Source organism: Rhizobium sp. 62_C5_N11_2 (assembly GCF_051811185.1).
In the GTDB taxonomy this organism is placed as follows: domain Bacteria; phylum Pseudomonadota; class Alphaproteobacteria; order Rhizobiales; family Rhizobiaceae; genus Rhizobium; species Rhizobium leguminosarum.
In genome coordinates, this window is record NZ_JBPWPW010000003.1 from 222,597 (window position 1) to 244,929 (window position 22,333).

At 61.6% G+C, this 22,333-nt stretch carries 21 protein-coding genes and 1 pseudogene; 12 read left to right on the forward strand and 10 right to left on the reverse strand.

The annotated features are described in order from the left end of the window. Positions 1 to 351: 351 nt before the first annotated feature. Entirely contained in the window at positions 352 to 1,641 is a 1,290-nt protein-coding gene (locus tag AB8B31_RS30130; protein WP_439007624.1) for a cytochrome-c peroxidase, read from the reverse strand. Between the two features lie 198 nt (positions 1,642 to 1,839). On the opposite strand from AB8B31_RS30130, the gene AB8B31_RS30135 reads away from it, so the two are divergent. After that, positions 1,840 to 3,384, forward strand: coding sequence for an acid phosphatase (locus tag AB8B31_RS30135; protein WP_168277772.1), 1,545 nt, complete (start codon positions 1,840 to 1,842; stop codon positions 3,382 to 3,384). A gap of 54 nt (positions 3,385 to 3,438) precedes the next feature. On the opposite strand, the gene AB8B31_RS30140 is transcribed toward AB8B31_RS30135, so the two are convergent. Further along, entirely contained in the window at positions 3,439 to 4,197 is a 759-nt protein-coding gene (locus AB8B31_RS30140; protein ID WP_168277770.1) for an IclR family transcriptional regulator domain-containing protein, read from the reverse strand. 156 nt (positions 4,198 to 4,353) lie between these two features. On the opposite strand from AB8B31_RS30140, the gene AB8B31_RS30145 reads away from it, so the two are divergent. The 9 genes from AB8B31_RS30145 (at position 4,354) to ligD (ending at position 14,003) form a co-directional block, all read left to right on the forward strand. After that, positions 4,354 to 5,061 carry a 3-oxoacid CoA-transferase subunit A gene (locus tag AB8B31_RS30145; protein WP_439007625.1) on the forward strand — a complete coding sequence of 236 codons (708 nt, stop codon included), beginning with the start codon at positions 4,354 to 4,356 and terminating at the stop codon, positions 5,059 to 5,061. Then, on the forward strand, positions 5,058 to 5,747 hold the full coding sequence (locus AB8B31_RS30150) for a 3-oxoacid CoA-transferase subunit B (RefSeq protein ID WP_168277766.1): 690 nt from the start codon (positions 5,058 to 5,060) through the stop codon (positions 5,745 to 5,747). The genes AB8B31_RS30145 and AB8B31_RS30150 overlap by 4 nt, the downstream gene beginning before the upstream one ends. Before the next feature lie 9 nt (positions 5,748 to 5,756). After that, a complete protein-coding gene (gene pcaF, locus AB8B31_RS30155) occupies positions 5,757 to 6,962 on the forward strand; it encodes a 3-oxoadipyl-CoA thiolase (RefSeq protein WP_168277764.1) in 1,206 nt (401 codons plus the stop codon). A 76-nt stretch (positions 6,963 to 7,038) separates the two neighbouring features. Then, complete coding sequence (locus tag AB8B31_RS30160) at positions 7,039 to 7,521, forward strand: GNAT family N-acetyltransferase (RefSeq protein ID WP_439007627.1); 483 nt, start codon at positions 7,039 to 7,041, stop codon at positions 7,519 to 7,521. A gap of 132 nt (positions 7,522 to 7,653) precedes the next feature. Continuing rightward, positions 7,654 to 8,868 carry an MFS transporter gene (locus AB8B31_RS30165; protein ID WP_247265264.1) on the forward strand — a complete coding sequence of 405 codons (1,215 nt, stop codon included), beginning with the start codon at positions 7,654 to 7,656 and terminating at the stop codon, positions 8,866 to 8,868. Between the two features lie 197 nt (positions 8,869 to 9,065). After that, positions 9,066 to 9,860, forward strand: coding sequence for an SDR family NAD(P)-dependent oxidoreductase (locus tag AB8B31_RS30170; RefSeq protein ID WP_439007628.1), 795 nt, complete (start codon positions 9,066 to 9,068; stop codon positions 9,858 to 9,860). A gap of 95 nt (positions 9,861 to 9,955) precedes the next feature. Next, complete coding sequence (gene glgX / locus AB8B31_RS30175; protein WP_222286392.1) at positions 9,956 to 12,112, forward strand: glycogen debranching protein GlgX; 2,157 nt, start codon at positions 9,956 to 9,958, stop codon at positions 12,110 to 12,112. A gap of 8 nt (positions 12,113 to 12,120) precedes the next feature. Continuing rightward, on the forward strand, positions 12,121 to 13,128 hold the full coding sequence (locus AB8B31_RS30180; RefSeq protein WP_439007629.1) for a DNA topoisomerase IB: 1,008 nt from the start codon (positions 12,121 to 12,123) through the stop codon (positions 13,126 to 13,128). Further along, positions 13,125 to 14,003 carry a non-homologous end-joining DNA ligase gene (ligD, locus tag AB8B31_RS30185; RefSeq protein ID WP_439007630.1) on the forward strand — a complete coding sequence of 293 codons (879 nt, stop codon included), beginning with the start codon at positions 13,125 to 13,127 and terminating at the stop codon, positions 14,001 to 14,003. The genes AB8B31_RS30180 and ligD overlap by 4 nt, the downstream gene beginning before the upstream one ends. Positions 14,004 to 14,100: 97 nt before the next feature. Here ligD and AB8B31_RS30190 read toward each other — a convergent pair. From AB8B31_RS30190 to AB8B31_RS30200, 3 genes and pseudogenes are all read right to left on the reverse strand, one after another. After that, positions 14,101 to 14,825 (reverse strand): annotated as a pseudogene (locus tag AB8B31_RS30190) (glutathione S-transferase). Between the two features lie 6 nt (positions 14,826 to 14,831). Continuing rightward, on the reverse strand, positions 14,832 to 15,122 hold the full coding sequence (locus AB8B31_RS30195) for a DUF3175 domain-containing protein (protein ID WP_439007631.1): 291 nt from the start codon (positions 15,120 to 15,122) through the stop codon (positions 14,832 to 14,834). A gap of 59 nt (positions 15,123 to 15,181) precedes the next feature. Continuing rightward, positions 15,182 to 15,481 carry a plasmid stabilization protein gene (locus AB8B31_RS30200; protein WP_439007632.1) on the reverse strand — a complete coding sequence of 100 codons (300 nt, stop codon included), beginning with the start codon at positions 15,479 to 15,481 and terminating at the stop codon, positions 15,182 to 15,184. Positions 15,482 to 15,643: 162 nt separating this feature from the next. Here AB8B31_RS30200 and AB8B31_RS30205 point away from each other — a divergent pair, with 162 nt between their 5' ends. Next, a complete protein-coding gene (locus AB8B31_RS30205; protein ID WP_439007633.1) occupies positions 15,644 to 16,012 on the forward strand; it encodes a hypothetical protein in 369 nt (122 codons plus the stop codon). 97 nt (positions 16,013 to 16,109) lie between these two features. Here AB8B31_RS30205 and AB8B31_RS30210 read toward each other — a convergent pair whose 3' ends face one another. From AB8B31_RS30210 to AB8B31_RS30230, 5 genes are all read right to left on the reverse strand, one after another. Next, positions 16,110 to 18,827 (reverse strand): response regulator, encoded by a 2,718-nt coding sequence (locus AB8B31_RS30210; protein WP_439007634.1) that lies wholly within the window; start codon positions 18,825 to 18,827, stop codon positions 16,110 to 16,112. Positions 18,828 to 19,042: 215 nt separating this feature from the next. Further along, positions 19,043 to 19,216: a hypothetical protein gene (locus AB8B31_RS30215; protein ID WP_003548963.1), complete on the reverse strand. Its 174-nt coding sequence runs from the start codon at positions 19,214 to 19,216 to the stop codon at positions 19,043 to 19,045. A gap of 9 nt (positions 19,217 to 19,225) precedes the next feature. After that, positions 19,226 to 19,396: a hypothetical protein gene (locus AB8B31_RS30220; RefSeq protein ID WP_439007635.1), complete on the reverse strand. Its 171-nt coding sequence runs from the start codon at positions 19,394 to 19,396 to the stop codon at positions 19,226 to 19,228. Positions 19,397 to 19,535: 139 nt separating this feature from the next. Then, positions 19,536 to 19,790 carry a DUF2934 domain-containing protein gene (locus tag AB8B31_RS30225; RefSeq protein ID WP_018448499.1) on the reverse strand — a complete coding sequence of 85 codons (255 nt, stop codon included), beginning with the start codon at positions 19,788 to 19,790 and terminating at the stop codon, positions 19,536 to 19,538. Positions 19,791 to 19,933: 143 nt separating this feature from the next. Further along, on the reverse strand, positions 19,934 to 20,575 hold the full coding sequence (locus tag AB8B31_RS30230; protein WP_222286409.1) for a UdgX family uracil-DNA binding protein: 642 nt from the start codon (positions 20,573 to 20,575) through the stop codon (positions 19,934 to 19,936). Positions 20,576 to 20,789: 214 nt separating this feature from the next. Here AB8B31_RS30230 and AB8B31_RS30235 point away from each other — a divergent pair, with 214 nt between their 5' ends. Continuing rightward, positions 20,790 to 22,253 (forward strand): phospholipase D-like domain-containing protein, encoded by a 1,464-nt coding sequence (locus AB8B31_RS30235; RefSeq protein ID WP_439007665.1) that lies wholly within the window; start codon positions 20,790 to 20,792, stop codon positions 22,251 to 22,253. Positions 22,254 to 22,333: the final 80 nt, after the last annotated feature.

Sequence of the window (22,333 nt, forward strand, 5' to 3'; positions counted from 1 at the left end):
ATACCAGTAATGGAATCTGGTCTCTAGCCTACAGCTTCAAAAGCCGCAATGGGATCAACTACGCCTTAGCAGCCTCAAACCGGAACGACAGAAACCGCTCGAGAGCGGAAGTCGCTCCATCCGTCTTCTGCATTTGACAAATTAACCGCTTAACCGCATCCGCTGCCAAGCAAGCATGGGTTTCGCATACATTCCCAAAAGTAGGACGGATTCGCTACTTTCGTGTCGTGACGCCGTCACGATCGATTGGCAGGGCACAGCCGCTCATATCCCCATTGAGTATCGGGGTCATGAGATGCGTTTCCCCGCCTCGACCTGAATACCACCACAAGCGTGGTCCACCGGCCTGGGTCAATGCCCGGTCGCCTCGGGCTGCAGATCGGCATCGGTCAGGGTTTTGAGGAAGGCGACGATGTCGTCGATTTCGGGATCGGTGAGGGCAGGCGCGTCGCCCGGCTTTCGGCCGAAGGGCGGATCCTGATTGAGGTTATCCCAATAGGCCTGCGGCAGGTCGTCATATTTCCGAACCGTGCCGTCGGCATTGCGGGGATACCAGCGGCCGGGATCGCTGTCGCGCGTCGCATAGAAGGAGACGACGTCGCGCAGCGAGTGGAAATAGCCGTTGTGGAAGAAGCTCTTCTTCAACGCGACATTGCGCAGCGTCGGGGTGCGGAACAGACCGCAATATTCGCCGCGTCCGGCAAAGTCGGTGCGTTGGGGACCGCAAAGGCCGAGATCATGATAGTTGGGATTGTTGTTGGCAGGGATCGCCATGTTGCGGGGTGCGGCGAGCCCGAGGAAGCCGAAATCGGAAAATTGCGGCGGCTCGCCGTCATCGGCGGGCTCGCTCAGATGACAGCTCGAACAATTGCCCTTGGCCGGATCCTCGAACAGCTGTCGTCCGTGCAGCTCCTGCGCCGTCAGCGTCGCCTTGCCGGCGAGAAAAGCGTCGTAGCGGCTGGAATAGGGATAGAAATCCGGGGCGCTCTGTTCGAAGGTGGCGAGCGCCTCGGCGGCGGCATCGAAGGCATCCTGAGGATTGTCGAACACCGTCTCGCCGAATGCCGCCTTGATGTCGTCGGCATAGGCGGCCTTGCGCAGCTTCGCCACTACCTCGGCCGCATCCTTGTTGCCCATCTCGAAGGGCGACAGCAGCGGGATCTTCGCCTGATCGGCGCCGTGATCGACCCGGCCGTCCCAGGTCAGGCCGCCCGTCGGGCCGTTGTCGACGCTTTCATCGCCCTCGTCCTCGGAATCGTAATAATGCTCGGTGAAGGATGGCACCGATTGCAGGTAACGCAGCGTCGGAACGGCGCGCAGCCCCGGCTGATCCCGATGTTCGCCACCCATTTCGACCGGCATGGCCGATGCCGGGCCGAAGGCGTGATTGGGATCATGGCAGGACGCGCAGGCCTGGAGCCCCGAGGCCGACAGCGAGGGATCTGAGAATATCTTGCGGCCAAGTGCGGTGAGCGTTTCGGCTCGGGCGAAGGCGTCAGTGCGCGACATTGGTCCGGGATGAACGCCGACAGCAGTCGCCGCGCTGCTTTGCCGCAGGGGAAGAATGGCAAGACCAAGCGTCAAGGCACCCATGCCGACGGCCAAGCCGGAGCGCACAAGCCAGATGATCTTCGTCGTCATGATAAGGATTCCAATAAGTTAGCACTGGTTTCCGCCATGATCGAACCTCGCTGCAACAAATTGATGACGGCGATCCCACTGCGGCATCACGGCAACCCCTGATGTCACAAAGTTGATAGACGGCCGGAATAGCGTCGAGGTGCCCCCGAGCGTTCTTCGCTCCCTCTAGCCAACGCCCCCTAGCCATGAGGTACCCCCGTGAAAAGACTGAAACTCCTCCATTCGATCTGTCTCGCCGGATCGGCCATCGTGCCGTTTGCGGTGGCGACGGCAGCCCATGCGGCGCCGGCCGGTTACGACAAGATCGACAATGTCGTCGTCATCTATGCCGAGAACCGCAGCTTCGATAATCTCTATGGCAGCTTTCCCGGCGCCGACGGGCTCTCGAACGCGACCGCCGATCGCACACGCCAGCTCGATCGCGATGGCCAGCCGCTGTCCGAACTGCCGCCGGCCTGGGGTGGCCTCACCGCCAAGGGTGTGACGCCTGCCGTCACCGAGGCGCAGTCGGCCCATCTCGCCAACGCCTCCTTCGCGATCGACGATCCGAAGGGCTTCGCCCAAGCGCCTTCGGTCATCACCCGTGATCTCTGGCATCGCTTCTACCAGGAGCAGATGCAGATCGACGGCGGCAAGAACGACAAGTTCGTCGCCTGGGCCGATTCCGGCAGCCTGGTCATGGGCCATTACGACGGCTCCATCCTGCCGATGTGGCAGGTCGCCAAGAAATACGTCATGGCCGACAACTTCTTCCAGGGCGCCTTCGGCGGTTCGTTCCTCAACCATTTCGCGTTGATCTGCGCCTGCGCGCCCTATTATCCCAACGCCGACAAGAGCCCGGCCAAACCCACGATCGCCAAGGTGGATGCGGACGGTACGTCGCTGACGGTGGCGGAGAATGCCCCGAAGTCGGCACTGGAGGGCGCACCGAAATTCGTCTCCGACGGCACGCTGACGCCTGACTTCTACGCCGTCAACACCATGCAGCCGCCCTACCAGCCGAGCGCCAATCCGCCGGCCAAGGATGGTGACGCGGCCTATGCCGATCCGGCGGCGGCAACGACGCTGCCGCCGCAGCATGAAATCACCATTGGCGACCTGCTGTCGCTGAAGGGTGTCAGCTGGGCCTGGTACGGCGGCGCCTGGCAGGCAGCCCTGGACGGCAAGAACGCTACCCCGGTGCCGAACTTCCAGTTCCATCACCAGCCGTTCAACTATTTCGCCAATTTCGCGCCCGGCACCCAGGCGCGTGCGGATCATCTGAGGGATGGCGGTCTTGGCGGCGAGGCCTTCCTCAAAGATATCGACGGCGGCAAGCTGCCGGCGGTTTCCTTCTACAAGCCGCAGGGCAATCTCAACGAACATGGCGGTTATGCCGATGTTTCGAGCGGCGACCAGCATCTTGCCGATATCGTTTCCCACCTCGAGAAGAGCCCGCAATGGGGCCATATGCTCGTCATCGTCACCTATGACGAGAATGGCGGCTTTTGGGATCACGTCGCGCCGCCGAAGGCCGACCGCTGGGGTCCGGGCAACCGCATTCCGGCCTTCATCATCTCGCCCTTCGCCAAGGGCGGCATGGTCGATCATACCCAGTACGACACGACGTCGATCATCCGCTTCATCACCGCCCGCTACGATCTGCCGGTGCTGCCCGGCATCGTCGCTCGCGACAAGGCGCTGCGCTACAACGACCGGCCGCCGATGGGCGACCTGACTGCTGCGCTGGACCTGACGCATTGACCGATCGGAGCGGCCCCGGCGCTGGCCGGGGTCGCTCTCCCTTCAGGCTTACCGTCACCGCCGCAGCAGCGGCCGCAACGCGGCCTGCGTTTCTTTCAGCAGCGGCAGATAGCGCTCCTTCATCTCCGCCGCCGGCACGAGAGCGGCCGGCGCGCCGATATTGATCGCCGCGACCGTTTCGCCGCGGTCGTTGTCGATGGGCACGGCAATGGAGCAGAGACCGATCTCCAGCTCCTGATCGATGATGGCGTAACCCTCGGTGCGGACACGGCGGAATTCGGCGATCAGTTCATCCGGATCGGTCCTGGTATTCGCAGTGTTTTGCTTCAGCTCGCTACGGGCCAGGATGGCGCGCGCCTCGCTCTCGGTAAGGGCTGCGAGCAGAACGCGCCCCATCGAGGCGCAGTAGGCGGGCAGGCGGCTGCCGGGGGTGAGATTGATCGACATGACGCGGCGCTGCGAAGCGCGGGCGATATAGACGATGTCGGTGCCGTCGAGCACCGACGCCGAGGCGCTCTGGCCGGCCTTTTCCGAGAGATGATCGAGATGCGGCTGCAGCAGCGCCGGCAGCGGCGTCGCTGAGAGATAGGCATGGCCAAGGCGCAGGATCTTCGGCGTCAGCGTGAAGAATTTGCCGTCATAATCGGCATAACCGAGTTCGGCAAGCGTCAGCAGCGAGCGGCGCACGGTGGCGCGGTCAAGCTCCGTCAGCTTGGCGGCCTCGGCAATGGAAAGCCGCTGCCGTGTTTCACCGAACGCTTCGATGACCTTCAGGCCGCGGGCGAAGCCGCTGACGAAATCCGTTTCGCGCATGGGTCCAGTCTCCAATGGATTCATTCACTTTGTGCGATATATGAACAAATGTCAAATATCGCACAAATACATTGCCGCTTGGCCCGCCGCGCTTTATGTCTACGCCAGAGGACGGGATGGAGAGCTCCCGCTCGCATAGCCAAGGAGAGATCCCGCATGGACAAGACAGTCGGGAGCACGGCGGAAGCCGTCTCTGAGATCGGAGATGGCGCGACCGTCATGATCGGTGGTTTTGGTGGCTCGGGCGCGCCGATCGAGCTCATTCATGCCTTGATCGACAAGGGCGCCAAAAACCTCACCGTGATCAACAACAATGCCGGCAACGGGCGCATCGGTATCGCCGCGATGATCGATGCCGGCATGGTGCGGAAGATGATCTGCTCTTTCCCGCGTTCGTCGGATCCGCGCGCCTTCACCGACAAATATTTGGCCGGCGAAATCGAGCTCGAGCTGGTGCCCCAGGGAACGCTTGCCGAGCGCATCCGCGCCGGCGGGGCCGGCATCCCGGCCTTTTATACGCCGACGGCCTACGGCACCGAACTGGCCGACGGCAAAGTCATCGCCGAATTCGATGGCCGCCATTACGTGCAGGAGCGCTGGCTGAAGGCCGACTTCGCGATCGTCAAGGCTGCGATCGCCGACATCCAGGGCAACCTCACCTACAACAAGGCCGCCCGCAACTTCAATCCGCTGATGTGCATGGCGGCGGCGAAGACCATCGTCCAGGTCTCATCCATCGTGCCAGCTGGCGGAATCGATCCCGAGCAGGTGGTGACACCAGGCATATTCGTCGATCGCGTCGTCACTGTTCCCAATCCCCAGCAGGAAGAAGAGCTCATTCGAGCCGGAGTGGCCTACGTATGACCAACGACACTTGCGAAGACATCAAGCTTTCCAACGCGCAGATCGCCTGGCGCGCCGCGCAGGACATCGCCGACGGCGCCTATGTCAACCTCGGCATCGGCTTTCCCGAAATGGTCGCCCGATATCAGCCGCCCGGCCGTCAGGCGATCTTCCACACGGAAAACGGCATCCTGAATTTCGGAGAGCCGCCGGCCGCGGGCGACGAGGACTGGGACCTGATCAATGCCGGCAAGAAGGCGGTGACGCTGAAGCCGGGTGCTGCCTTCTTCCATCACGCCGATAGCTTCGCCATGGTGCGTGGCGGCCACCTCGACGTCGCGATCCTCGGCGCCTATCAGGTGGCGCAGAGCGGTGACCTCGCCAATTGGCGGGTGGGCAGCAAAGGCGTGCCGGCAGTCGGCGGCGCCATGGACCTCGTGCATGGTGCCAAGCAGGTCTGCGTCATCACCGAACACGTCACCAAAACAGGCGAACCGAAGCTGGTGGAGAAATGCACCTTCCCGCTGACCGGCGTCGCCTGCATTACCCGCATCTATACCAGCCATGCCGTCATCGACATTGTGAAGGGACGCTTCGTTCTGCGCGAGAAGCTGGCGGCGATGTCGCAGGAGGAATTGCAGGCGATGACCGGTGCGCCGCTGCACGTCGAAGGGCCGGTTGGCGACCTCGTCGTGCCCAAACTCTGAGGAAAAGCCATGACCGAAGCCTTTATCTGCGACTATGTCAGAACGCCGATCGGCCGTTTCGCCGGATCGCTGTCCCAGGTGCGCGCCGACGACCTCGGTGCGATCCCGCTGAAGGCATTGATGGCACGCAACAGCGCCGTCGATTGGGAAGCTGTCGATGACGTCATCTTCGGCTGCGCCAACCAGGCGGGCGAAGACAACCGCAATGTCGCCCGGATGTCGGCCCTGCTCGCCGGCCTGCCGATCGGCGTTCCGGGCACGACGATCAACCGGCTTTGCGGCTCCGGCATGGATGCCGTAATCACGGCGGCGCGGGCCATCCGCTCTGGTGAGGCCGAACTGATGGTCGCTGGCGGCGTCGAGAGCATGTCGCGCGCGCCCTTCGTCATGCCGAAGGCCGAGACGGCCTTTTCACGGGCGGCGGAAATTCACGACACGACGATCGGCTGGCGCTTCGTCAACCCGCTGATGAAGAAGCAATATGGCGTCGATTCGATGCCGGAGACGGGTGAGAACGTCGCCGCAGACTATCATGTCAGCCGCGAAGACCAGGATGCATTCGCTGTGCGAAGCCAGGCGAAGGCCGCTGCCGCCCAGGCGAACGGACGGCTGGCGAAGGAGATCACCCCGGTGACCATCCCGCAGCGCAAGGGCGATCCTGTTGTCGTCGACAAGGACGAGCATCCGCGCGTGACGACGATCGAAACGCTGGCGAAACTCGCCACGCCTTTCAAGAAGGAAGGTGGCACGGTGACGGCAGGCAATGCCTCCGGCGTCAATGACGGGGCAGCGGCGCTGATCGTCGCTTCCGAAGCGGCGGCGCGGAAATATGGCCTGACGCCGATTGCGCGCATCCTCGGTGGCGCGGCTGCCGCCGTTCCGCCAAGGGTGATGGGTGTCGGGCCGATCCCGGCCTCGCGCAAGCTGATGGCACGGCTCGGCATGACCGCGGAGCAGTTCGATGTGATCGAACTCAACGAGGCCTTCGCCAGCCAGGGGCTGGCGGTGCTGCGCGCGCTCGGGATTGCCGATGATGATGCGCGGGTGAACCGCAATGGCGGCGCGATCGCACTCGGCCATCCGCTTGGCATGTCGGGCGCACGCATCACCGGCACGGCAGCGCTCGAGCTTCTGCAGACCGGCGGAAAATATTCGCTGTCGACCATGTGCATCGGCGTCGGGCAGGGGATCGCGATCGCCCTTGAAAGAGTTTGAGGTCGGGACGCTTCCAGCTTTTGCCGGAGGCTGCCGACCCGTTGCGCGCGGCGCCCGGTTTCGTTAGAGATCGGGCATGCTGATCCGACCCGCAGACAAGAACGATCAAGGCGCCATCTGGAGGATCATCGGTCCGACCATCCGCGCCGGCGAAACCTATGCGCTCGATCGCGATCTGACTGAGGCCGATGCGCTCGCCTACTGGATGGGACCGGACCGCGAGACCTTCGTCGCCGAAGAGAATGGCGTGATCCTCGGCACCTATTACATCAAGGCCAATCAGGCAGGCGGCGGCCGGCATGTCTGCAACTGCGGCTACATGACCGACGCTGCCGCGAGCGGCCGGGGCGTTGCTCGCATGATGCATGAGCATTCCCTGGAGCATGCCCGCTTGCGGGGCTTTCGGGCGATGCAGTTCAATTTCGTCGTCAGCAGCAATGAACGCGCGGTCGCGCTGTGGCAGTCTCTCGGCTTCGATATTGTCGGCCGGCTTCCTGGCGTGTTCCTTCACCCTACGCAGGGCTATCTCGACGCATTGGTGATGTTTCGTACCCTCTAAGTGCGACGAAAAAAGATGTGAGTGCGCTGTCGAATTCGCAGCGGTTCAAACGTCTTTGGATTGCAGGCGCGAAATGTGGCAGGCTTGCCGCATGCGTCGCGATCACTCTGTCGGCATGGAGGTTATGAAGCCATGAGTGTTTCCTATCGTTGGGTCATCGTCGCTGTGGGCGCTTTGATGACATGCGTTGCGCTCGGCGCGATGTTCTCGCTGGCGATTTTCCAGGAGCCGATTGCAACGGCGACCGGCTGGTCGCATGTCGGCATAGCGAGTGCGATGACGCTGAACTTCATCGTCATGGGCTTCGGCGGATTCTTCTGGGGTGCGGCAAGCGATCGCTTCGGCCCCCGCGTCGTCGTGCTGATCGGGTCGGTGCTGCTCGGCCTGGCGCTGGTCCTTGCGAGCCGCGCCGAGACGCTGCTGCAGTTCCAGCTGACCTACGGCATCCTCGTCGGATTGGCCGCCAGCACGTTTTTTGCGCCGATGATCGCGGCGACGACCGCTTGGTTCGACGAAAACCGCGGGCTTGCGGTGTCGCTCGTCTCCGCCGGCATGGGCGTCGCGCCGATGACCATCTCACCCTTCGCGCGCTGGCTGATCTCGGCCTATGAATGGCGGCCGGCCATGCTGATCATCGGCGTCGCGGCCTGGGTGCTGCTGGTGCCGGCCGCGCTTCTTGTCAGGCGTCCGCCTGCCGAGACCGCCGATACCGGAACCGAGTTCGCAGCCGACGGCGCCCGGCCGCAGCTGTCGAAAGTATTTCGATCGCCGCAATTCATCGTGCTTGGCCTGACCTTTTCAGCCTGCTGCGCAGCGCATTCCGGGCCGATCTTCCACATGGTCAACTATGCGACCATCTGCGGCGTAGCACCTATGGCGGCCGTCAGCATCTACAGCGTCGAGGGCCTGGCGGGACTGGGCGGCCGGCTTCTCTATGGCAGCCTTGCCGACAGGATCGGGGTGAAGCCGGTGCTGGTCGCCGGCCTGCTGGTGCAGGCGGCAGCACTTGCCACCTATCTCTTGGTCAGCCAACTCGGCGAATTCTATGCGCTCGCCATCGTCTTCGGCAGCGCCTATGGCGGTGTGATGCCGCTCTACGCCGTGTTGGCGCGGGAATATTTCGGGCCGCGCATCATCGGCACCGTCTTCGGTGCTGCAACGATGCTCTCCAGCCTCGGCATGGCCTTCGGCCCTCTGATCGGCGGCTGGATATTCGACACTTTCGGCAATTATTCCTGGCTGTTCATTGGCTCCGCAATGGTCGGGTTGGGGGCTGCGGCAATAGCGCTGGCATTCCCGCCTGTCGTCCACCAGAAACCACAGCCGGCCTTTGGCGTGGCGCCGTAGCGAGACCCCTTCCGGTGCTCGCAGGCAAGCTCAGGCGGCCGTCGGTGACGATGGCCGCTTGCATGCAGACCGCGTAGTGCTTCTATGGCGATGCAATCTCGCTCTTTCGTGCATTGCCCTGCGTCGATTTCCCCTAGATACTTCTCCTATTCGTTTCATCACCTATGTCCTTGGTTTTTCGGGAGGCTATCGTCGCCATGGTCGAACTTGCGCAATCGCTCGCATCCATCAAGCTGCCGGACCTGTCCGGCAAGGCTGTGCTGATCACCGGCGCCTCGACCGGCATCGGCGCGGCACTCGCCCGCGCCTTTGCGGCTCAAGGAGCCAAGGTCGGTGTGCATTACAATGCCAGCCGCGAACCGGCGGAGAAGCTTACGGAGGAGATCCGGGCTGCCGGCGGCACGGTGCATCTGATCCAGGGCGACGTGTCGAGGGAAGGCGAGACCGAGCGTGTCGTCGAGGAGACGGCGAAGACCTTCGGTCATCTCGACGGGCTCATCAACAATGCCGGCGGCATGCTCGGGCGTAAGCCGACTTCGGAATATACCGACGCGCATTATGCCGCGGTCATGGACCTCAACGCCCGCTCGGTGCTGGCGGCCACGCGTGCGGCGCATACCTGGCTGAAAAAGCAGGGCGGCTTCATCATCAACACCACCTCGATCGCCGCGCGCAATGGCGGCGGCAATGGTGCGATCCTTTATGCGGCGTCCAAGGGCTTCGTCTCGACGATCACCCGCGGCCATGCCAAGGAATTCGTCGCCGACAGGATCCGTGTCAACGCGGTGGCGCCGGGCGTTATCGCAACACCCTTCCATGAGCGTTATACCAATGACGAGCAGATGGAACTGCAGCGCAAATCGATCCCGATGGGCTTCGTCGGCACATCGGAGGATTGCGTCGGGGCCTATCTCTTCCTCGCCTCGCCGACGCTGTCGGGTTACATCACCGGCCAGATTATCGAGGTCAATGGCGGACAGTTGATGCCTTAATCTCCGACTCCTCAAGAGATCTTCCCTTGCGAGCCAAGGGAACTTTCGAGCCGCCATTACGTTTCCCGCATGGTCTTTTTATCGAGCGGGGCATTATGAGCTATTCATTTTCGGAACTCGACTTCCTCAAACCGGAGCTCGGGGCGGAATATACGGGTTCGGGCACCCATTTCGCGGTATTCTCAGCGCATGCAGAACAGATGGAGCTCTGCCTCTTCTCGCCTGATGGCAAGAAGGAGGTGGCGCGATTGCCGCTGCCGAAGCGCGAAGGCGATATCTGGTCCGGCTATATCGCCGGCGTTGGACCGGGCACCGTCTACGGCTATCGCGCTCACGGTCCCTATGATCCCAACGCCGGCCATCGCTTCAATGCGAACAAGCTGCTGCTCGACCCCTATGCCAAGCAGGTCACGGGCGAGCTGACATGGCATGACGCGCTGTTCGGTTATCAGATCGGCGAAGACGATCTGTCCTTCGACGAGCGTGACAGTGCACCCTTCACGGTCAAGGGCGTGGTGCAGGATCCGGATTTCGATTGGGCGGGTGAAGAGGCGATCCGCCGTCCCTGGCCCGACACGATCATCTATGAGGCGCATGTGCGCGGCCTGACGATGACGCATCCGAAGGTGCCGGACCGGCTGCGCGGCACCTTTCTCGGCATGTGCAGCGATCCGATCATCGACCATCTCGTCAAGCTCGGCATCTCGGCGATCGAGCTTCTGCCCATCCAATATTTCCTCGACGATCGCTATCTCCTGGAAAACAACCTACGCAATTATTGGGGCTACCAGACACTCGGCTTCTTCGCGCCGCAATCGCGCTACATGTCCGGCGACAAGATCACCGAGATCAAGACCATGGTGAAGAAGTTCCATGCCGCCGGCATCGAAGTCATCATGGACGTGGTCTACAACCACACCGCCGAAGGCAGCGAAAAAGGCCCGACGCTCTCCTTCCGCGGGCTCGACAATGCCAGCTACTACATCCTCTCCCCTGATGATCCACGCCACACCTTCGATACGACGGGCACCGGCAATACGCTGAATGCCGCCAATCCTATGGTGATGCGTATGGTGCTCGACAGCCTGCGCTATTGGGTCGGCGTCATGCATATCGACGGCTTTCGTTTCGACCTTGCCAGCACGCTCGGCCGCCAGGATATGGAATTCGACCGGCAGGGCCTGTTCTTCGGCGCCATCCGCCAGGATCCGATCCTCGCCGGTGTGAAGCTGATCGCCGAGCCCTGGGACGTGGGCGATGGCGGCTATCAGGTTGGCGGTTTTCCCCATCCCTTCCGCGAGTGGAACGACAAATTTCGTGACGACGTGCGCCGCTTTTGGAAGGGCGACGGCGGCATGGTGTCGGAGATCTCGCAGCGCATCACCGGCTCGGCGGTACAGTTCAACCACTCGGATCGCGGCGCGACCTCATCGATCAATCTGCTGTCGGCCCATGACGGCTTCACCCTGATGGACACGGTCTCCTTCAACGACAAGCACAATGACGCGAACGGCGAGGATAACAGGGACGGACATTCGGACAATCATTCGGACAATATGGGTGCCGAAGGTGTGACGGATAACGAGGACATCAACAGCCTTCGGGCACGGCGGCGGCGCAACATGATGGCGACGCTGATGCTCTCCCAGGGCGTTCCGATGATCCTTGCCGGTGACGAGGTGGGCAACAGCCAGGGCGGCAATAACAACGCCTATTGCCAGGATAACGAGATCGGCTGGACGGATTGGTCGGGGCTCGACGACCCCTTCCTCGATTTCTGCCGGCAGGCCGTCGCCTTCCGCAAAGCCCATCCCGTCCTGCGGCAAGAGCGGTTCCTGACCGGCGAGACCGCCGAGGACGGCCGCATCGAGATCGCCTGGTACAAGCCGGACGGCAATTTCATGGACGATGGGGCCTGGAACGACGAAGGATTGCAGGTGCTCGGGGTCTATGTCTCGAGGAGCGTGAATGCCCCAGACACCGAGACGATGGACGACCTCTTCCTCATCTTCAATGCCGGCGGCGATTGCGAGGTGCACCTGCCTGTCGTGAATGGGCTGAAGCAGTGGTCGAGGGTTCTCGACACGGGGACGGAGACGGATGCCTTCGAGGTGCACGAGCCGGAGAATCCGGTCATCGTCTATGCCCAGAGCGTGGCGGTCTTTGCACCGAAGGGACAGACCGAGCCGCCGAAGGGCGCGACAAAAGCCGAGCGCCGCCGCTGGTTCCAGTTCGGCCGCAGGAGCAAGTAGCAGAGACCATGAATGCCGAAGCCATCACCGACCTTGGTCTCGTCTATGTCAGCGATACTGAACCAGGCATCCGCAGACGAAGGAAGGGCAAGGGCTTCAGCTATGTGATGCCCGACGGCACGACGCTTGCTGACGAATTGCAGCGGGCGCGCATCGGCGCGCTCGGTCTGCCGCCGGCCTATGAAAATGTCTGGATCTGCCTCTACGAGAACGGCCATCTTCAGGCGACGGGCTTCGATGCGCGCGGGCGCAAGCAATACCGCTACCACAAGGAATGGCAATCCTTCCGAAGTGCAGGGAAATTCCATCAGCTGATCGAGTTCGGCCAGGCGCTGCCTCGGATACGCCGCACCGTGTTGCGCCATCTCGACACCGGTGCGGAGGATGTCAACGGCGTGCTTGCGGCTTTGACGACCCTGCTCGACGAGGCACACCTACGAGTCGGCAACCAGGCCTATGTGAGGGAGAACGGCACCTATGGCGCAACGACGCTGCTGAAGCGCCACCTGAAGATCGTCGACGGGCAGATAGAGCTGAAATTCCGCGCCAAGGGTGGCAAGCGTGTCCAGCGCAGTCTCAAACATCCCAGGCTGCAGAAGATCCTGGAGGAGATCGCGGATCTGCCCGGCCGCCAGCTCTTCGTCTGGAAGGATGAAAGCGGGGCGCTGAAGCCAATCGATTCCGGCCGGTTGAACACCTATCTGGCCGAGATATCGGGGATTCCCATTTCGGCAAAGACCTTCCGCACCTGGGCCGGATCACTGGCGGCCTTCGGAGCGGCGCGCGAGACGATTGTCGGCGGCGGCCGGCCGACGGTAAAGCAGATGTCAGAAGCCGCAGCCGAGGCGCTGCACAACACACCGGCGATCTCGCGCTCGAGCTATATCCATCCCGCGATCATCGCGCTCGCGGGCAACGATCATCCGCTGATCGAGAATGGCAGCGGGCCGCTGCGGGGCTTGCGGGCCGAGGAAAACAGGCTACTTGATTTCCTCACAAGCGAGATCGAAGAATGAGCCCCAGAAATCCGCCGGCAGCAGATGTATCGCTGACTCATCCCGACCGGCTCTACTGGCCGGATGAGGGCGTAACCAAGCAGGCGCTGGCGGATTATTACGCCGCGGTCTGGCCATTCATGGCGCCTTATGTCGTCAATCGGCCGTTAGCATTGCTGCGTCTGCCGGACGGGATAAAAAGCCAACAGCGGTTTTTCCAGAAACATGCCTGGAAGGGCATGAATTCGCATATCGAGGAGATCGCCGACCCGCAGGATGCGGACGGCGAAAAGCTGCTGCGCATCGCTGATTTCAACGGTCTCGTGGCGCTGGTGCAATCGGCCGTGCTCGAAATTCATCCCTGGGGTGTAACGACCGACAATTGGGAAAAACCCGATATGATCACCATGGACCTCGATCCTGGCGAGGACGTAGCCTGGAGCGCTGTCATAACAGCAGCGCTTGAATTGAAGGCGCGGCTGGAAGCCCGTGGCCTGGCGGCCTTCGTCAAGACATCAGGTGGCAAGGGGCTGCATGTGGTGACCCCGCTTGCGCCGAAGGCCGGCTGGGCGGAGGTGAAGGATTTCGCCCATTCGCTGGCGAAAAGCATGTCGGCCGATGCGCCTGAGAAATATCTGGCAACCGCGACGAAGGCAAAACGCAGCGGGCATATCTACATCGACTATCTCCGCAACGGCCGCGGCAACACGGCGGTCGCGGCCTATTCGACGCGGGCACGATCGGGTGCGCCGGTTTCGATGCCGCTCGATTGGCCCGATTTGGACGAGGTCAGCGGTCCGGCCGCTTTTACACTCGGCAACGTGCCGCATCGGCTGGAGACCCGGCCGAAGGACCCATGGGGGAATTTCTTTGATGCGGCCGTGCCACTCGAATGAACGGCTCTATCCTTTTGCTTTACGCAATTCCCGGCAAAACCGCTTCGCGCTTTACCTGGGAAAACCGCTTCGCACTTTTCCTGGAATTGCTCTTGCCTCATCCCGCACTGTCCAGCTCAGGATAATGCCTGAAAATCCCTTCCTCGTTGAAGGCGAGGCGGCGGGGGGAGGCGAGATAGCGGGCAATGTTCGGACGTTTCGCCACCGCATCATGCAGAGCCAGCAGGGCGGGATATTCCGCCTTGCGGTTTGCCATGGCTTTCGGAAAGGCATAGGTCAGCCCCTCGATCACCTGGAAGAGCGAGAGGTCGACATAGGTCAGCGCATCGCCGACTATATGATTGCGACCCTTCGGGTTCTGCCGCAGCACACGCTCGAAATAGCCGAGGAATTTCGGAATGCGTTCGCGGATGAAGGCGGCTGAGCGAGCCTTCGCCTCGTCCTTCTGGTCCTCGTAATAGAGCGACATGTCGATCGGATGGTGCGTGTCGTGCACTTCGGCGACGAAATCGGCGACGGTCAGTTGCAGGCCGTTGACGACATGGCGAAGGCCTTCGTCCTCAGGCGCAAGGCCGAGCTTCGGACCGAGGAAAATAATATGTTGGCGACATGCGGGATGATGAGGTCGCCGTCCTTCAGGAAGGGTGGTGCAAAAGGAATATGCGGTTCGCTTTCACTCTCCATGACGTCGATCATGGCGCTGGTACCACGCCCAAGCTGGCGGGTGATATCGATATAGTCGGCGCCGGCTTCTTCCAGAGCTAACCGCACGAATTCGCCGCGACCTTGAATGCCGTCCCAATAATAAAGCTCGTATGCCATGGCTGCTCAATCCTTCGGCTGACGACCGAAGTCTTTTCGCAATTCGTCCTTGGCTTTTTCAAGGGTGCCGCGTCGCTTTTTCGTCAGTTGGTCGCCAGCGCGGTTGATGTAGAAGGTCAGCATCGACATGGCGGTGCGATAAGGGCTCGACTTGCGGCGATCGCTCTCTTCGGCGGAGTGCTTGACGGAACGGGCAATCTTCTTCGGATCGTCCGATTTGAACACGCCTTCCTTCAGGTCCATCGCATCGCTGTGTTCGGTAACGTCCTGCGACCATTTCTTGTTCGATTTGGCCATGTCGAAAATCCTATTGCTGGATGCGGTGGGCGGCAAGTCACCGCCTGTCCTATTTCCAATCAGTGGTGGGTATGGTGTTCGTTGCGCTTGCGCGTCGCAGAGGCGGACCGCTCCTCCTTCGAGCGTGCGGCGGACGCCGCGCCGCCGATGCGGCCGCCCTTTTCGGAGGATTCATGCGTGTCCTTCTTGCCGCGGCCGGAACCGGATTTATTGCCGCCGCCGCTTTCCTTGTTGACGGTCGCCCAGGCACGCCGTTCGGCCTCCTTGTCGGAGACGCCGCGCTCTTCGTAGCTTTCCTCGATGTGCTCGGCTTTGCGCTTCTGCTTGTCGGTATAGTCGGATTTGTCACCTTTCGGCATCTCAGCCTCCTCTGGTTTTCAAAGGGATTGAACCGGTACGGCGCCCAAAAGTTCCGGCTGCGGGCATGGCTTGCAAGCCCGGATTCGGAACAAAAGCCGGTTTTGTCAGGTTCCCGATGGGAAAGCCTGCGCACAGGCCGCACATGAGAAGGAGCCGAGAACATGGGAAAACACATCGTCAAAGCCGATGGAAACGGCGCGATCGACGTGAACGGCCAGGTGTCGCCGGTCACCTATACCGTCAGCCTCAAGCAAGGGAAGGGGCACTCCTACGAGGTTGACATCCGCCTGATGGCGCGGCGCGACTGGCTGCTGCAGAGGGGTTTCGAGCGGGATGCTGTGCTGGTCAGCCAGAGCGGCGCGCGCATTCCCGTCTATCACGATAATGGCAGACATCACGATGATGACAGTCATCACGACGACGGCCGGCTCGATCCTGCCGACACCATCTCGATCGAACTGGCGGCGCGCGACGACAGCTGCACCAGCGAGGTGGATCTGATGCGCAAATATCCCGAGTTCGACGGCTAGCGCATTTCCGTTTTTCTCCGAATCACGGAAATGCTCTATCTCTTTTTTCCACGCAATTCCGGACGCAAAACTGCTGCGCACTCTTGCTGGAATTGCTCTAGCCAACAGGCCGTTGCTGGACGGCGGTCTTCACCGCCCGTTCGAGCGCGGTGCTGCTGAACGGTTTTGACAGCAGCACCGAGCCGGACAGGCGGCTTGCATCCGGCAGGCTGCTGTGGCCGGTCGCAAACACCAGGCCGACCGATGGAAAGGCCTCGCGCGCCTTGGCGGCAAAGACCGGACCCGACATGCCGGGCAGGCTGACATCGGCGACGATGATGTCGACGATGGTGTGTCCGAGGATTTCCACGCCCCGTTCGCCGCTATCAGCCTCGATGACGTCATAACCGAGATCCTGGAGAATCTCGGCAGTATCCATGCGGATGAAGGCGTCGTCTTCCACAAGCAGCAGCTTCAACTTTTCATCGGTGATATCGGGATGTTTGGGAACGGGCGCTGCGGCATCGCTCATCCCCTGGCGACGTTGCGTCCGGCTGGCAAGCACGTGGCGGATCTTGCGGGCGAGTTCCTCGCGCGTATAGGGCTTGGAGAGCAGTTCCAGACCAGGATCGAGCCTGCCGCCATGGACGATCGAATTTTCGGTATAGCCCGATGTGTAGAGCACGGCGATATCAGGCAGGCGCTCGCGCGCCATGCGCGCAAGCTCCGGGCTTCTCAATGGGCCGGGCATGACGACATCGGTAAAGAGCAGGTCGATATGGGCACCGCTTTCGATAACGGTGAGCGCGCTTTGCGCATCCTTTGCCTTCAGCACGTGGTAGCCGAGATCCGTCAGCATCTCGATGACAGTCGTGCGCACACCCTCGTCATCCTCGGCGACGAGGATTGTTTCCGTGCCCCCGGTTGCCGGCACACTGTCGATATTGGTGATGCGATCTTCGCTCTGGAACGAGCGGGGCAGATAGAGCTTGACGGTCGTGCCTTCGCCGATCTCGCTGTAGATCTTCACGTGGCCGCCGGACTGCTTGACGAAGCCATAGACCATCGACAGGCCAAGACCGGTACCCTTGCCTTCCGGCTTGGTCGAGAAGAAGGGCTCGAATGCCTGTTCTATTACCTCCTGCATCATGCCGGAACCGGTATCGGTGACCGCCAGCACGACATATTGGCCGGCGGTGACTTCGGGATGGGTGCGGCTGTAGGAATCGTCGAGGAAGGCGTTGCCGACCTCGATCGTCAGCTTGCCGGCGCCATCCATCGCGTCGCGGGAGTTGATCGCAAGGTTGAGCAGGGCGTTCTCGATCTGGGTGGGATCGGCAAAGCTGTTCCAGAGACCGCCGGAAACCATGGTCTCAACTTCGATCTCCTCGCCGAGCGCGCGGCGCAGCATGTCGTCCATGCCGGTGACGAGACGGCCGATATTGACGACCTTCGGTTCCAACGGTTGGCGACGGCCGAAGGCGAGCAGTTGGCTTGCCAGCCGCGAGCCGCGTTCGACGGCGGCAAGCGCGTTGGAAATGCGTTCCCTGGCCCGGCCGCTCTCTGCCACGTCCTTGCCGAGAAGCTGTAGGTTGCCTGAGATCACTTGCAGCAGATTGTTGAAATCATGGGCGACGCCGCCGGTAAGCTTGCCGATCGATTCCATCTTCTGCGATTGCTGGAGTGCTGCTTCGGCCTGCTGACGCTCGGCAATCTCGGCCGCGACGCGGACCTCGAGCATTTCATTGAGTTTTCGCAGCTGATCTTCCATGCCGCGGCGCTGGTCGATTTCGACTTTGGCAGCACGGAAGAGCCGGATATTGTCGATCGCGACGGCTGATTGGCCGGCGAGACTGACGAGGCTCGACTCGGCCGCTTGGGAAAAACGGCCGGGCTGGCCGTGGCCGAAGAACAAGCCGCCGATGACGCTGCCGTCGCGTGATTTCACCGGCACGGCAAGATAGCTCCTGACCGGCAGATGCCCCTTGGGCATGCCTGTATGTGGCGCATTCTGCCCGTAGCGCGGGTCGAGCAGGATGTCGTCGGAGCGCACGATGCCTTCGCCGTCGAAGGTCGGCGCGAAGACCTTGGTATTGCGCGGCATCGGGAATTTCTCGAAGTTCTTCCGATCGACACCGGATAGCGCATAGAGCATATAGCTGCCGCCCTCGCCATCGTCGACATTGTAGAAGAAGGCGCCGAATTCCGCGCCGGTCAGCGTCACGCCGGCATCGACGACAATCTGGGTAAGGCGTTCGACACTGGGCTCGGCGGTGATGGCGGCTCCCGCCCGGTTGACGACCGCAAGCGCCTCCGATTTCACGCGCAGCTCTTCCAGCGCCGTCTCTTCGCCGCGCTTGGCCGACACCTGGTCGGTGACGTCAAGGGCCGCACAGAGGATGCCGGCGACTGTGCCGTCATCGTCGCGCAGCGGCGTGTATGAGAAGGTGAACCAGGTGTCCTCGGTGCGGCCGTCGCGGCGCATCGGGATGAGCAGCTCTTTGAACAGCTGCGAACTGCCGTCGAGCGTGCTGGCGACGATCGGCGAGAACTGTTCCCAAATATCCGCCCAGATCTCGCGGAAAGGTCTTCCGAGTGCGTCGGGATGGCGCTGCGGGAAAACAGGCACGTAGGCGTCATTGTAGAGAAAGGCGAGATCCGGACCCCAGGCTACGAATTTGGGTTGGCGGGAATTCAACACCATTTCGGCGATATGTTTGAGGGAAGCGGGCCAGCTTTCGACCGGACCGAGACCGACGGCGTGGAAAGCCGGATGCCGTAACAATTCGCCGATTTCGCCGCCGCCTCTCGGCCAGCCGTTCCCGACGCTTCCCATTCAAAATCGCTTCCTTGTCGTCCGCTGCGCCGGAGTGTTGGCCACCTCGGGTTCAGCCATTCCAAACCGTCAACATAGAGGCTTCCGATAGGAGGGAAAGGGCGCGGTCGAAATATCCTTAACCCAGAGCTTTGTGCGTCCTTTCGCACGCGCAAAGCTCGATGCGCCAGGGCGTTCAACACTTTTAGCCGTCTACGGATGGCGCCTGCGGGCTGTTATTTTCGATAGAGTTTTTGCGATGCCGCGAAGGCTCGGCCGATATAAACGGAGACCAACTGCACCGGCGCGCGCGGATCGCGGAAAACCAGTCCGACGAGGTTATCGACGACAAGGATGAACCCGAGCGCGAGACCGAGGTAGAGCAGCGCGGCGATGACGAGGAGCGACATCTCCATCCCTCACACGATCGCGGTCGAAGCGTGGTTGCTGGCTAAAAAGAGGATTTCGGTATGACCGTCGTTCATGGCAGCTTCCCCCGTTCCGCCATAAACAGTCATCGTATCTTCTTGTTCCCGGTTATCGGGCGAAGGTTCAACTTTTTTCGGAAGCCTCAAAGCTTGCAGCGTCATCCGGCCTCTGTTCACCCCCGCATGGAAGCCCCACCTCTGAAATTCCATAAAGCACAACTAATTCAGGCATATGACAAACGGGGACCAAAGGGCGTCGCGACGACGCCCTTTTTTCTCGACGTGCTCGGTATTTCGGTGTTCAGGACGCCGTCTTGCGGCTCGCAGTCCGTTTCGGTGCCGGTGTCACGACGCCGTTCGTCTTGCTGCCCGTCACGCTGCGCTTCGCCTTGGGCTTGACTTCCTTGCCGTCGGAAGACGCAGCAGAACCCTCGAGCGTGTCGCGCTCGTGTCGTGCCTGTTCCCAATGGATGGAATCTCGCCCTGTCGGATAGCCCTCTTCTTCCCAGAGGGCGTATGCACGTTTTTTGATCCACTCTTCCCGAGTTTCTGCCATCGCTGATCTCCAGTCACATGATGCCGTCGTTCGAACGCGATACTGCTTGGATGGTTCCAGAGGAGGGGAACTCTTTCAAGCGAAATCGCGCTGCACCCGCGAATATTTCGCGTTGCAGCATATTAGGGTTGAGAATCGACCTTTCATTGGGGCCGAAACTCTGCCGCGTTGTGCAGATCTGACACGAAATCCCGGAGCTGCCGGCGCCGCTCCGCCTCGTCGCGGATGCGCAAGAGATAGGAGGGGTGGATGGTGACCAGAACGGGTGGACAGTTTGTCGGATGCAGGATATGGCCGCGCTGCGGCGTCAGCTTCACCTTTGGCCCGAGCACCGCATAAAGTGCGCTTGCGCCGAGCGTCACGACGAGTTTCGGCTGCAGGATGTTGAGTTCGGCGCCGAGCCACCAGGCGCAACGCCTGATCTCGCCGGCATTCGGTTTTGAATGCAGCCGCCGTTTGCCGCGCGGCGTGAACTTGAAGTGCTTGACGGCATTGGTGACATAGCAACGCTGCCGGTCGAGACCGGCCTCTTCCAGGCAGCGATCGAGCAGTTGGCCGGCGGGACCGACGAAGGGCCTGCCGGTCAGATCCTCCTGATCGCCCGGCTGCTCTCCGATGAGGACGATCTCGGCTTTCACAGAACCTTCGCCGAAGACGATTTGCGTGGCATTCCTATAGAGATCACAACGGGTGCAGCCTTCCGCCTGATGCCGGAGTTCGGCAATGCTTGCGGCATCCGCGACTTCGAGCGCCAAGGCAGGGCCGACACTTGCGGCTATGTTCATGATGGCGATCCTCATCTCCTCGGGATCAATCGATCTGTGCCGGCATTGTTCCCATTCGGGAATGGGCAGCGCGCTTTCGAAATCGCAGGCCCCCCTTTCTGAACTTTTCGCGATCGATCCCGGGCCGGCAAAATGATCACGGTAAGAAATTTCGCGTCATGGGAGAGCGGCGGCGTGATTGAACGTCGCCATTTCGCGGCTATATTCGCCAGCGATGTTCTATCTTCTGTCGACCTACTGGCCGCATATCCTCTTTGTCGTTTCGATCGCCATGGGGGCCGCGGCGGCGATCCATGCCGCCATGACCAAGGAGGAAGTGCGCGCGGCGATCGGCTGGGTCGGCGTCATCATTCTGTCTCCGATTATCGGTGCGCTGCTCTATGCAATTGCCGGCATCAACCGCATCCGCCGCAAATCGCTGAGCGTCCGTCGCGACGCGCTGCTGCTTGCGGCCGAATTCGACGAACTGGAGACATTCGATGCCGAGGCCGAGACGGTGATCAGCCAGTTCGGCCGCCGTTTTGCCGCACTGCAGACGCTGGGCGACCGGGTGACGCGCAATCCGCTGACGACAGGCAATTCGATCGATGTGCTGGAGACCGGCGACGAGGCCTATGCGGCGATGAAATCAAATATCGACGAGGCGACACGCAGCATTCTGCTCGAAACCTATATTTTCGACCGTGACGCTGTCGGCCTTCGCATCGCCGATGCGCTGATTGCGGCGGTCAGCCGCGGTGTCGAGGTCCGGGTGCTGATCGACGCGGTCGGTGCGCGTTATTCGGTGCCGAGCATTCTCGGCCATCTCAGGGAAGGCGGCGTCACCGTTGCCGTCTTCAACGGCAACGTCATCATGGGCTTGAGGCTGCCCTATGCCAATCTGCGCACCCACCGCAAGATCCTGATCGTCGACGGGAAAATTGCGCTGACGGGCGGAATGAACATCAGGGCGGGCTTCAGCGAGGAGGCGACGGGCGAGAGCTTTGCTCACGACACGCATTTCAGCGTCACCGGCCCTGTCGTTGCCGACCTTTTCGACCTCGCCGCCGAAGACTGGCGCTTCTCCACACAGGAGTTGTTGAACGACGAGCCCTGGCACATCGAACCGCCAGAGCGCAGCCCCGGCGATCCCATCCTGATGCGAGTCGTCGCCTCCGGCCCGGACCGCAGCGTCGAGACCAACCACAAGATGCTGATGGGCGCCTTTTCCGTGGCGCGCCAATCGATCCGCATCATGTCGCCTTATTTCCTGCCGGACCGCGAACTCATCAGCGCGCTGGTGACAGCGGCGCGGCGCGGCGTCGAAGTCGATATCGTCGTGCCTGCGGTCAACAACCTCGTGCTGGTCGACCGGGCGATGACGGGGCAATTCGATCAGATCCTCAAGAATTATTGCCGCATCTGGCGTTCCACCGGCAGCTTCAGCCATTCGAAGCTGCTGACGATCGACGGCACCTGGGCCTATGTCGGCTCTTCCAATCTCGACCCGCGTTCGCTGCGGCTGAATTTCGAGGTCGATCTCGAAGTGCTGAACGAGGGCTTCGCCACCGAGATCGACGAGCACATCGAGGAAACCTTGAAAACGGCAACGCCGGTGACACTTGACGGGCTGCAGGCGCGACCCTTCGCGGTGCGGCTGCTCGAGAAGGTGCTATGGCTAGGGTCGCCCTATCTCTGAAGGATTTTTTGTGATCGGACGTGGCAAGTCCGGCTTGCCTGCCTATACTGCGGAGAGAAGCCTTTCGATCAACGGAACAA

Bases quoted from the DNA above. Each gene is read 5' to 3' on its own strand.
- AB8B31_RS30235 (WP_439007665.1), top strand. From the start codon at position 20,790: ATGTTCTATCTTCTGTCGACCTACTGGCCGCATATCCTCTTTGTCGTT.
- AB8B31_RS30160 (WP_439007627.1), top strand. From the start codon at position 7,039: ATGCTGATCCGACCCGCAGACAAGAACGATCAAGGCGCCATCTGGAGG.
- AB8B31_RS30180 (WP_439007629.1), top strand. From the start codon at position 12,121: ATGAATGCCGAAGCCATCACCGACCTTGGTCTCGTCTATGTCAGCGAT.
- AB8B31_RS30130 (WP_439007624.1), bottom strand. From the start codon at position 1,641: ATGACGACGAAGATCATCTGGCTTGTGCGCTCCGGCTTGGCCGTCGGC.
- pcaF (WP_168277764.1), top strand. From the start codon at position 5,757: ATGACCGAAGCCTTTATCTGCGACTATGTCAGAACGCCGATCGGCCGT.
- AB8B31_RS30205 (WP_439007633.1), top strand. From the start codon at position 15,644: ATGGGAAAACACATCGTCAAAGCCGATGGAAACGGCGCGATCGACGTG.
- AB8B31_RS30140 (WP_168277770.1), bottom strand. From the start codon at position 4,197: ATGCGCGAAACGGATTTCGTCAGCGGCTTCGCCCGCGGCCTGAAGGTC.
- ligD (WP_439007630.1), top strand. From the start codon at position 13,125: ATGAGCCCCAGAAATCCGCCGGCAGCAGATGTATCGCTGACTCATCCC.
- AB8B31_RS30150 (WP_168277766.1), top strand. From the start codon at position 5,058: ATGACCAACGACACTTGCGAAGACATCAAGCTTTCCAACGCGCAGATC.
- AB8B31_RS30170 (WP_439007628.1), top strand. From the start codon at position 9,066: ATGGTCGAACTTGCGCAATCGCTCGCATCCATCAAGCTGCCGGACCTG.
- AB8B31_RS30230 (WP_222286409.1), bottom strand. From the start codon at position 20,575: ATGAACATAGCCGCAAGTGTCGGCCCTGCCTTGGCGCTCGAAGTCGCG.
- AB8B31_RS30210 (WP_439007634.1), bottom strand. From the start codon at position 18,827: ATGGGAAGCGTCGGGAACGGCTGGCCGAGAGGCGGCGGCGAAATCGGC.
- AB8B31_RS30215 (WP_003548963.1), bottom strand. From the start codon at position 19,216: ATGTCGCTCCTCGTCATCGCCGCGCTGCTCTACCTCGGTCTCGCGCTC.
- AB8B31_RS30145 (WP_439007625.1), top strand. From the start codon at position 4,354: ATGGACAAGACAGTCGGGAGCACGGCGGAAGCCGTCTCTGAGATCGGA.
- AB8B31_RS30225 (WP_018448499.1), bottom strand. From the start codon at position 19,790: ATGGCAGAAACTCGGGAAGAGTGGATCAAAAAACGTGCATACGCCCTC.
- glgX (WP_222286392.1), top strand. From the start codon at position 9,956: ATGAGCTATTCATTTTCGGAACTCGACTTCCTCAAACCGGAGCTCGGG.
- AB8B31_RS30200 (WP_439007632.1), bottom strand. From the start codon at position 15,481: ATGCCGAAAGGTGACAAATCCGACTATACCGACAAGCAGAAGCGCAAA.
- AB8B31_RS30195 (WP_439007631.1), bottom strand. From the start codon at position 15,122: ATGGCCAAATCGAACAAGAAATGGTCGCAGGACGTTACCGAACACAGC.
- AB8B31_RS30165 (WP_247265264.1), top strand. From the start codon at position 7,654: ATGAGTGTTTCCTATCGTTGGGTCATCGTCGCTGTGGGCGCTTTGATG.
- AB8B31_RS30220 (WP_439007635.1), bottom strand. From the start codon at position 19,396: ATGACGCTGCAAGCTTTGAGGCTTCCGAAAAAAGTTGAACCTTCGCCC.